This is a genomic window from Bradyrhizobium denitrificans (assembly GCF_013179005.1).
GTDB lineage: Bacteria > Pseudomonadota > Alphaproteobacteria > Rhizobiales > Xanthobacteraceae > Bradyrhizobium > Bradyrhizobium denitrificans.
In genome coordinates this window covers 178,876-188,794 of sequence record NZ_JABFDP010000019.1, presented here as the reverse complement: position 1 = coordinate 188,794, position 9,919 = coordinate 178,876, and the positions used below count along the sequence as shown (strand labels likewise).

Genomic DNA, 9,919 nt, shown 5'->3' with positions numbered 1-9,919 from the left:
ACCCGCCTCTGGACCAGGGTTTATGAGTCCACGCCCTAGTGTCTTCGCATCATCTTTCCGAACCACTCACCTTCGTCTCCGGCCTCCCAGTCCGGAGACTTTTTCTTTTGTGGGGGGAATGCCGAGCTTTCACGCTCAGCGATGCGACGCGCTGCTGATTCAATGAAGGCGTGCTGACCGCGGGTGGTTGTGATGCAGAAATTGTGACGCAGAAATGGAGGCGCGGCGCGTCGGTCTCGACCGGAGCCGCTCAGCCGTGAGTGCCAAGGATGAAGTCGCGGATCACGGCGAATGCGCGCTCCGGCTGATCGGACACGACGCCATGTCCGCAATCGGCGAAGCGTTCGAAGCGCACGAGGTCGGGACGCAGCGCGGCGGCGATGTCGACCTGGCACGCGATCGGCGTCATCGGATCGTCCTCCCCGCCCATCACCAGCGTCGGGCAGCTGATGCGATGAAGATCGGGCACGAGGTCGAACGACGTCACCTCGCCGCCCGGCCGGGTGAACCATTGCAGCACCGCGGGCCGGCGCAGGGCGCGGGCCATCATGTCGGGATCGTGCCCCTTGCGGGTGTAAAGCGGCAGCGCGAGGCGCTGCCACGCCTCGACCGACGCCTGATCCTTGTGTCCGCCCGTTTCGAGGAAGCGGCGCCGCGCCAGCGCGCCGACCTCCGGTCCGCCCAAACTCTCGAACAGCGCCACGCGCTGTTCGAGGTAGGACTGGCCCTTGGCCTCGGTCGAGATCAGGATCAGCTTGGCCGGGTGCTCCGGATGCCGGGTCGCATAGGACATCGCGACGAAGCCGCCGAACGAGACGCCGAGCACGATCGGATCGACGATGCCGACGATGTCGCAGAACGCTTTGACGTCGTCGCCCCATTGGGAGAGTGTCCAGAGCTCCTGCGGCCCGTCCTCGCTGCGGCCGTTGCCGCGGTGGTCGAGATAGACGAGTTGGGCAATGTCGGTGAGCGCGGAGTAGGCGGGCTTGTAGCTGGTGTGGTCGAATCCGGGGCCGCCATGCAGCAGCAGCACCGTCGGCTTCTGCCGCATCGCCGGACCGTCGGGGACGAGCGCGGCCCCCTCGACGTCGAAGTACAGCCTGACGCCATTGACGAGAACGCGCATGTAGGCCTCCCGGAGGTGTCGGGATAGGCTACGCGATCCTGGGGGGCGACGATAGCGGCGCGCCGCGGTCTACCCGCCGTAGCTCTGCACCAGGCTCCCGGCCACCAGCGACCAGCCGTCCACCAGCACGAAGAAGATCAGCTTGAACGGCAGTGACACCACCACCGGCGGCAGCATCATCATGCCCATCGACATCAGCACGGAGGCGACCACGAGGTCGATGATCAGGAACGGCAGGAATAACAGGAAGCCGATCTCGAAGGCGCGTTTGAGCTCCGAGATCATGAAGGCGGGCACCAGGATGCGCAGCGACAGCTCGTCGGGCGTCGCCGGCGGCGCCTCGCCCGAGAGATCCATGAACAGCTTGAGGTCCTTCTCGCGCACGTTCTTCTGCATGAAGCCGCGCAGCGGCACCGAGGCGCGCTGCAGCGCGTCCTCGACGCCGATCTGGTTCTCGATCAGCGGTCGGACGCCGTCGTCATAGGATTTCTGCAGCACCGGTCCCATGACGAAGGCGGTCAGGAACATCGCAAGCGCGATGATCACCGCGTTCGGCGGCGCCGTCGCGGTCCCCATCGCGGTGCGCAGCAGCGATAGCACCACGACGATGCGCGTGAACGACGTCATCATGATCAGGATCGACGGTGCGATCGACAGGACCGTGAGCAGCGCGATCAGCTGGACCGCGCGTTCGGTCACGCCGCCATTGCCCGGCCCAAGATTGATGCTGATGTCCTGCGCAGCCGCGCTCCCCGCCAGTGCGCCGGCGGCCATCAGGACTGCAATGAAAAGAACTCTACGCGGGGCGAAGCCGCCTCTCACTGAGACGACTTCGGACGGCCGAGCAGCGAGGCCATCTCGTCTTCCAGATTCTCAAAGCTCGTCTTGGCCGGCGGTGTCGGCGCCGGCTCGGCGCGCGCCGCCTGGCGCATCGGCGTGCCTTCGGCCGGCGCATCGGCGGAGGGACGCCGCAAAGCGGCCTCGAGACGTTGTGCCATCTCCGCGAGGTTGGCTTCGGCGCTCTGCTGCGACGGTGGCGGCGCTGGCGGGGGCGGCGGAGGCGCGGCGGGCATCTGGGCGACCGGGGCGGGAGCCGGGGCCGGCGGCGCTGCGGGCGGCTCGGGCCGCATCGGACGCCGAAGCGGCGGTAGCTTCGCCGGTGCCTCCGGCTGACGTGCTGCCTCGCTCTGCTGCGGCGACTCGGCCGGCCGCAGCGGACGCGGGATCAACGGCTCACGCGGCGCCTCACTGCGCGGCAGACGCTCGGGACGCGGCTCAACGCGCGTCTCCTCCGAACGCGGCTCAGGGCGTGGCTCCGCCCGCGGCTCGCCGCGACGGGCGAGTGGCGGCGGCTCCGGCGCAAACGCCGCCGGCTCGCGCCGTTCGGCCGCGGCCGGGGCGGTGCGGCGGACCTCGTCGATGAAGGATGGCCGGGCCGGGCGCGGCGGCAGCTCCGGCATCTGCGGCTCGGGCAACTCGACCGGCTCGCTCTTCGGCTCAGCATCGGGCCATGGAGCGGGCTCCGGGAGCGGAGCGATCCGCGCGGCCTGCGGCTCGGCGCTGAGGCCAGGGCGCTGCGGCAGCTGCTCCCGCGCCGGCATCGCACGCACAATGTTCGATTCGACCACGATGTCGGTCGGTCCGCCGATCATCAGAAGATGCTCTATGTTATCACGGCGCACCAGCACCAGGCGGCGGCGGCCATCCACAGCGGCGGCGTCGATCACGGCGAGACGGGGCATCCGGCCGCGATTCGGGTTGGTTCCCAGGCGATTCCCGGCGAATCGACGAACCAGCCAAGCGGCCAGGCCGATCAGCGCCAGCACGGCTACGAATGCAAAAAAGAACGTCAGCGCCTGCATCTCTGTCCCCGGCAAATACCGCGTCCTTTCGAAGTCTCTCGTCTGTCCAACGCATCGCCGGCAGCGAACGGAGCTTCAGAACCGGAACCACCTGTTAACGCATGACGGCAGGAACTGCCGCCCGACATCTTAATAGCCCATGAATCGGCGGGGCCAAAACGACTTCTTGGCCGGGGCTGCCGTCCCGATTTGATGCATAGCTCGGCGGCGAGCCCTGCAGATTCCTAAGAAAGCGTCAAAAACCCGGGTTTCTCCCGGGGTGCAGCGCACCGCTTTTTAACTGTTCGTTAACCATATGCACGGCAATTTCTACCTACCGAATCCGTCCGATAGTCGGACAGAACTGAGCAGCGCCATGTCCATCAACGATCTGCCCGTGCTGTCGGCGTTGCGTACCAAGATGCAATGGCACCAGGAGCGCCAGCGCGTGCTGGCCGAGAACGTGTCGAATTCCGATACGCCGAACTTCAAGCCGAAGGACCTGGTTGAACCGAAATTCGATGCAACCGGGCAGGCCGTCGGCGGCTTCGCGCCGCTCTCGCTGGCGCGCACCAGCACGGCGCATATCGCGCCGGCGTCGGGCGAGAGCGCGAGCTTCGACCAGAACCGCAAGGTCGGATTCCTGACGCGGCCGGCCGGCAATGCGGTCAGCCTCGAAGAGGAGATGCTGAAGGTCTCCGCCAACCAGATGGACTATGCCGCTGCGACCTCGCTCTACGGCAAGAGCCTGCGTCTGCTGAAGACGGCGATCGGCAAGGGCTGAGCCCGATTGAGGATGGAGACCGACTCGCATGGCCAATGATACCAGCGACTTTGTACGCTCGATGAGCATCGCAACCTCCGGCCTGCGCGCGCAGGCGGGGAGGATGCGCGTGATTTCCGAGAACATCGCCAATGCCGATTCGACAGCCGCCAAAGCCGGTGGCGACCCGTATCGCCGCAAGGTCCCGACATTCTCTTCGGCGCTCGACCGGGCGCTGGATGCCAAGGTGGTCACTCTTGGCAAAGTCGTCCCTGATCAGTCTTCGTTCCGCGTCAAATACGATCCGAGTAACCCGGCCGCGGATGCGTCCGGCAATGTCAAGTACCCGAACGTCAATCCGCTCGTTGAAATGACCGACATGCGCGACGCACAGCGGTCCTACGAAGCGAATTTGAACATCATCGGTGCCACGCGCCGGATGATCCAACGCACGCTCGACATTCTCAAGACCTAGGATAGGAACGAACGTCATGGCCTCCCCAATTTCCGCAGCGAACGCCTATGCAAATTCCGCCCGCGTGCTGGACACCGGCGGTTCGAGCAATGCCTTCGGCAGCCTTGCACGCGTGCGCGATGTGCTGGGCAATGGCAATGGCACCGACAAGGGCGGTCCGTCGTTCAGCGCGGTGCTGAAGGATGCGATCGGCAGCGTCATGGAAACCGGCCGCAAGTCCGACAGCCAGGCCGTCGCGATGGCGGCGGGCAAGGCGAATGTGATGGATGTCGTCACGGCGGTCGCCGAGACCGACGTCGCGGTGTCGACCCTGGTCTCGGTGCGCGACCGCGTGATCCAGGCCTATGAAGACGTGATGAAGATGACGATCTGAGCTCGCTCGGATCGTGCAGGCCGATGGCGCGCGAGGGGGCGCGTCACGTTCTATCAGTTGACATGACACGGAGGGGCCGGATGTGCCGGAGCCCCACGCAATCCGAGGGCGCCAAAGCGCCCGCTGACGATGAGGGGCGGTTGGGACATGACCGGGGCTGAAACGCTCGACGTGGCGCGCGATGCGATCTGGACCATCGTGCTGGTGTCGTCGCCGCTGATGGTGGTCGGACTCGTGGTGGGCGTGGTCGTGTCGCTGTTCCAGGCGCTGACGCAGATCCAGGAGCAGACGCTGGTGTTCGTGCCGAAGATCATCGCGATCTTCGTGACGCTGCTGCTGGCCCTGCCGTTCATGGCCGATGCGCTGCATTCGCACATGATGCGGATCTCGTCGCGAATCATCGGCGGATGAGGCAATGTGCGGCGCGGCAGAGCTGTCCCTTGCAAGGGCGCTGCGACCGGTCGTGACGCGCGGCGCGGGGGGCGCTGCTGCTTTCGATCGGGCGCGAGCGGCCGTTGTGCTCGGCGCCTCTCTGGTCGCCTCGTCGCAGGCGATTTCTTCGCAGACCGGCGAGCTGCAGCAGCCTGCGGCGGTCCGGGCCGGGGCGGCCGACGATGCGTATCGACATCTCGTTTCTTCCGACCCTGGCGGCCGTGTTCATGCTCGCCTTCGCGCGCATCGGCGCGATGGTGATGCTCCTGCCGGGGCTGGGCGAGGTCAATATCCCGGTCCGCATCAAGCTGGCGACCGCGCTGCTGCTCACGATGATCGTGCTGCCGCTGCATCGCCAAGCCTATCAGGTCGACCTGCAGGCCCTGTCACCGCTGCTGGTGATGATGGTGCACGAGATCGTGATCGGGATCGTGCTCGGCGCGACCGCGCGGGTGACGCTGTCGGCGCTGCAGGTCGCCGGCTCCGTGATCGCGCAGCAGATGGGGCTGGGCTTCGTCACCGCGGTCGATCCGACACAGGGTCAGCAGGGCGTGCTGATCGGCAACTTCCTCACCATGCTGGGCGTGACGCTGCTGTTCTCGACCGACAGCCATCATCTGGTGATCGCGGCGCTCAGCGACAGCTACAAGATCTTCGCGCCGGGGGAGGTCATCCCGAGCGGCGACGTCGCCTCGCTGGCGACCCGGGCGTTCGCCGCCGCCTTCAAGATCGGGCTGCAACTGTCGGCGCCGTTCCTGGTGTTCGGCCTCGTCTTCAATATCGGGCTCGGGGTGCTGGCGCGGCTGATGCCGCAGATGCAGGTCTATTTCGTCGGCGCGCCGCTCTCGATTCTGATCGGATTCCTCATCTTCGGTCTGGTTCTGGCCGCGATGATGGGCACGTTTCTCGGCTATTTCGAAGGCGTCATTCACGAGATGATGCCGCGGTGAGGAGTGCCTGACCGATGGCCGATGAGGACGATTCCGAGGACAAAACAGAAGACCCGACGCAAAAACGCCTCGACCAGGCGCTCGAGCGCGGCGATGTCGTCAAGAGCCAGGAGCTGAACACCTGGTTCGTGATCGCCGCCGCGACCTTGGTGATGTCGACCTTCTCCGGCTCGATCGGCACCGCGGTGCTGGTGCCGATGCGCAACCTCATCGCCAATTCATGGATGATCCATACCGACGGTGCGGGCCTGCTGGCGCTGGCGCGCAGCCTGTCCTTCGCTGTGATCGCGGCCATCGGCGTGCCGATCCTGATGGTGATGCTGGCGGCGATCGCGGGCAACATGATGCAGCATCGCCTGGTCTGGTCCGGCGAGCCGCTGAAGCCGAACTTCGGCAAGATCTCGCCGCTGGCCGGGGCCAAGCGGCTGTTCGGCAAGCAGGCCGCGGCCAATTTCGCCAAAGGCATCTTCAAGCTCGTCCTGCTCGGCACGGTCATGGTCATGATCCTGTGGCCGGAGCGGCTGCGCCTCGAATCGCTGCTGCATATGGACGTCAGCGAATTGCTCGGCGTCACCATCTCGCTGACCAAGCATCTGATGGGCTCGGTGGTCGCGCTGCTCGCGCTGGTCGCGATCGGCGACTACCTGTTCCAGTACCGGCAATGGTACGAGCGCCAGAAGATGTCGGTGCAGGAGATGAAGGAGGAGTTCAAGCAGTCGGAAGGCGATCCGCACGTCAAGGGGCGCATCCGCCAGATTCGCCAGCAGCGCATGAAGAAGCGCATGATGGCGGCGGTTCCCAAGGCCTCCGTGATCATCACCAACCCGACCCACTATTCAGTCGCACTGGCCTATGAGCGCGGCATGTCGGCGCCGGTCTGCGTCGCCAAGGGCGTCGACAATATCGCCTTCAAGATCCGGGAGATCGCCAAGGCGCACGACATCCCGATCGTCGAGAATGTTCCGCTGGCGCGCGCGCTGTATGCCACCGTTGAGATCGATGCCGAGATCCCGGTGGAACATTATCACGCGGTCGCGGAGATCATCAGCTATGTGATGGGACTGCGGCGCACTCTCTCGGGGCATCCGCGATGACCGTCGATTCGGTTCGAGATCCAGCCGCAAAATACGGATAAATCATGGAATATCGGCTTGACGGGCTTGCGCTTGACCCGTCGATTCAGGCAGGTGGAAGCGGGGGCCGCCCGGATCGACCGAGGCTCCCAGCCGACAGGTCGCGTCCTTTTGCCATGAGCGCCGAACCAGACAACGATGCGTTACAGGACCAGGTGAACCTGCCGGAGCGGCCGCGCCGCAGCGGCAGCATTCTCTTGATCCTGCTCGTCGCGTTCGGCCTGGTCGCCGTGGCGATCGCGCTGATGACGATCGGCCGCGCCCAGGCGCAGCCCTATATTCTAGGCCTGCTGTCGCTGCTGGCCACCGTGGGCCTGTTCAATCTGTTCGCTTTCGCCGCGGGGATCGTCCGCTTCGCCGACAAGACGACCGACGATCCGGTGATGGGCGCGATCGCCGACCACGCCTTTGACGGGCTGGCGGTCACCGATCCGCGCGGCCACGTGGTCTATGCCAACGCCGCCTATCTCGCCATGACAGGGGCGGCGAGCGCGCAGGAGGCGCGTCCGGTCGAGCGCGTGTTCATCGGCAATCCCGACGTCTCCGAGGCCGTGTTCCGCCTGCTCAAGGCCGCGCGCGAGGGCAAGCGGCAGCAGGAAGAGGTGCGCATCACCGCTGCAGAGGGCGGCCAGGCCCGCTGGCTGCGGATGCGCGTCCGGCCGCTGAGCCAGACCAAGCGCTATGCGCGATATGCGGTGTGGTCGATCGCCGACATCACCCGGGATCGCGAGCGCCAGGAGGACGTCTTCCAGGAGCTGCAGCATGCGATCGAATATCTCGACCATGCGCCCTGCGGCTTCTTCTCCGTCAGTCCGGAGGGCAGCCTCGTCTATGTCAACGCGACCCTTGCCAACTGGCTGGATTACGACCTTGCCGAGATCGCGTCGGGAGGCCTGAAGCTGTCGGACGTGGTCTCCGGTGACGGCGCGTCATTGCTGACATCGATCGTGGCGGTGCCGGGCGAGGTTCGGACCGAGGTATTCGACATCGACCTGAAGATGCGCAGCGGCAAAACCATGCCGGCGCGGCTTTATCACAAGCTCGCCTTCGGCGCCGACGGCAAGCCGGGTGCCTCGCGCACCCTGGTCATCAGCCGCGCCCGCGACGAGCGTTCCGATCCGGAGCGCGCCGCCGAGGTGCGCTTCATGCGCTTCTTCGACCACACGCCGATGGCCATCGCGACCGTCGACCGCGGCGGCGCGGTCGTCAGGGCCAATGCGCGCTACGCCAAGCTGGCGCAGAGCGTCAGCGGCGATGCGGCGGCGGCGAAGTCGATCTTCCGCACCGTCAGCCAGCGCGACCGGCACCTGTTGATCGCCGCGATCAATCAGGCGGCGGAAGGGCAGGCCGACATTCCGCCGGTCGAGGTGATGCTGGACGGCGCCAAGGAGCGGTTCGGCCAGTTCTTCGTCACCGCCGTCGAGGAGGACGAGCGCGAGACCGAAGCCGCGATCGTCTACATGCTCGAGACCACCGAGCGCCGCGCGCTGGAGAACCAGATCAACCAGTCGCAGAAGATGGAGATGGTCGGCCAGCTCGCCGGCGGCATCGCCCACGACTTCAACAACGTGCTCTCGGCCATCATGATGGCCAACGATTTCCTGCTGAACGCGCATAAGCCGACCGACCCGTCGTTCCAGGACATTATGCAGATCAAGCAGAATGCGACCCGCGCCGCCACCCTGGTGCGGCAGTTGCTCGCTTTCTCCCGCCGCCAGACCTTGCGGCCGCAGGTGCTGGATCTCGGTGACGCGCTGTCCGATCTGACGATGCTGTTGCGCCGGCTGATCGGCGAGAAGGTCAAGCTCGACCTGGTGCATGGCCGCGATCTGTGGCCGGTCAAGGTCGACGTCTCGCAGTTCGAGCAGGTGGTCGTGAACCTCGCGGTCAATGCCCGCGACGCCATGCCGGACGGCGGCAAGCTCTCGGTTCGCACCGCCAATGTGTCGGCGGACGAGGCGGCGCAGGGCGCCTATAAAGGCATGCCGGTCGCCGACTATGTCCGCATCGAGATCAGCGATACCGGCACCGGCATTCCGGCCGAGATCCGCGAGAAGATCTTCGAGCCGTTCTTCTCGACCAAGGAGGTCGGCAAGGGAACCGGCCTCGGCCTGTCGACCGTCTACGGCATCATCAAGCAGACCGGCGGCTTCATCTATGTCGACAGCGAGGTCGGCAAGGGCACCACGTTCCAGATCTTCCTGCCGCGCCATCACGTGGTGGCGGAGGTCCCGGCCGAGCCGCAGGCCAGCAATGGCGCCGCCAAGGAAGCGCCTGCCGCCGAGGCGCCGAAGCCGCGGACCGATCTGACCGGGCAGGGCACGATCCTGCTGGTCGAGGACGAGGAGGGCCTGAGGGCGCTGAATGCGCGCGGCCTGCGCTCGCGCGGCTACAGCGTCATCGAGGCCTCCAATGGCATCGAGGCGATGGAGGCGCTGGAGGAATGCAACGGCGCGCTCGATCTCGTGGTGTCCGACGTGGTGATGCCGGAGATGGATGGGCCGACGCTGCTGAAGGTGATGCGTGAGAAGAATCCCGACATCAAGATCATCTTCGTCTCGGGCTATGCCGAGGACGCGTTCGAGAAGAGCCTGCCGGAGAACCAGCAATTCGCGTTCCTGCCGAAGCCCTTCACGCTCAGCCAACTGGTCGCGGCGGTGAAGGAAACGATGGCGCCGCAATAGGTTAGGGGAAGGGTCGGACAAGGCGGTCGAGGGCATTCAAGCCGCGACCCAGCGCCGCAGCCGCGCGGCCTCGTGCCGCCTTTCTTTTTGGCCCGCAGTGCCCATCTTACGGGCATCCCCATTCCGGGGAGTCATGGGAAAC

The 9,919-nt window shown here is 65.9% G+C and carries 10 protein-coding genes; 7 read left to right on the top strand and 3 right to left on the bottom strand.

The genetic code is table 11. From position 1 onward, the window contains the following. Window positions 1-250: 250 nt before the first annotated feature. From HL671_RS22255 to HL671_RS22245, 3 genes are all read right to left on the bottom strand, one after another. Window positions 251-1,126, bottom strand: coding sequence for an alpha/beta fold hydrolase (locus tag HL671_RS22255; RefSeq protein ID WP_172238547.1), 876 nt, complete (start codon window positions 1,124-1,126; stop codon window positions 251-253). A gap of 69 nt (window positions 1,127-1,195) precedes the next feature. After that, on the bottom strand, window positions 1,196-1,900 hold the full coding sequence (fliP, locus tag HL671_RS22250) for a flagellar type III secretion system pore protein FliP (protein WP_012045422.1): 705 nt from the start codon (window positions 1,898-1,900) through the stop codon (window positions 1,196-1,198). A 44-nt stretch (window positions 1,901-1,944) separates the two neighbouring features. Further along, complete coding sequence (locus tag HL671_RS22245; RefSeq protein ID WP_172238568.1) at window positions 1,945-2,988, bottom strand: flagellar biosynthetic protein FliO; 1,044 nt, start codon at window positions 2,986-2,988, stop codon at window positions 1,945-1,947. Window positions 2,989-3,343: 355 nt separating this feature from the next. On the opposite strand from HL671_RS22245, the gene flgB reads away from it, so the two are divergent. The 7 genes from flgB to cckA all read left to right on the top strand — a co-directional run bounded on the left by flgB (window position 3,344) and on the right by cckA (window position 9,777). Next, on the top strand, window positions 3,344-3,751 hold the full coding sequence (flgB, locus tag HL671_RS22240) for a flagellar basal body rod protein FlgB (protein WP_012045420.1): 408 nt from the start codon (window positions 3,344-3,346) through the stop codon (window positions 3,749-3,751). Window positions 3,752-3,779: 28 nt separating this feature from the next. Continuing rightward, entirely contained in the window at window positions 3,780-4,205 is a 426-nt protein-coding gene (gene flgC, locus HL671_RS22235; protein ID WP_012045419.1) for a flagellar basal body rod protein FlgC, read from the top strand. A 16-nt stretch (window positions 4,206-4,221) separates the two neighbouring features. After that, a complete protein-coding gene (gene fliE, locus HL671_RS22230) occupies window positions 4,222-4,578 on the top strand; it encodes a flagellar hook-basal body complex protein FliE (RefSeq protein ID WP_172238544.1) in 357 nt (118 codons plus the stop codon). 147 nt (window positions 4,579-4,725) lie between these two features. Further along, window positions 4,726-4,989, top strand: a complete 264-nt coding sequence (gene fliQ / locus HL671_RS22225) for a flagellar biosynthesis protein FliQ (protein ID WP_008965881.1) — start codon at window positions 4,726-4,728, stop codon at window positions 4,987-4,989. Window positions 4,990-5,192: 203 nt separating this feature from the next. Then, window positions 5,193-5,960 carry a flagellar biosynthetic protein FliR gene (gene fliR / locus HL671_RS22220; RefSeq protein WP_012045417.1) on the top strand — a complete coding sequence of 256 codons (768 nt, stop codon included), beginning with the start codon at window positions 5,193-5,195 and terminating at the stop codon, window positions 5,958-5,960. Between the two features lie 14 nt (window positions 5,961-5,974). Beyond that, window positions 5,975-7,054: a flagellar biosynthesis protein FlhB gene (gene flhB / locus HL671_RS22215; RefSeq protein ID WP_012045416.1), complete on the top strand. Its 1,080-nt coding sequence runs from the start codon at window positions 5,975-5,977 to the stop codon at window positions 7,052-7,054. Window positions 7,055-7,209: 155 nt separating this feature from the next. After that, window positions 7,210-9,777, top strand: a complete 2,568-nt coding sequence (gene cckA / locus HL671_RS22210) for a cell cycle histidine kinase CckA (protein ID WP_172238541.1) — start codon at window positions 7,210-7,212, stop codon at window positions 9,775-9,777. The last annotated feature ends 142 nt before the right edge of the window (window positions 9,778-9,919 follow it).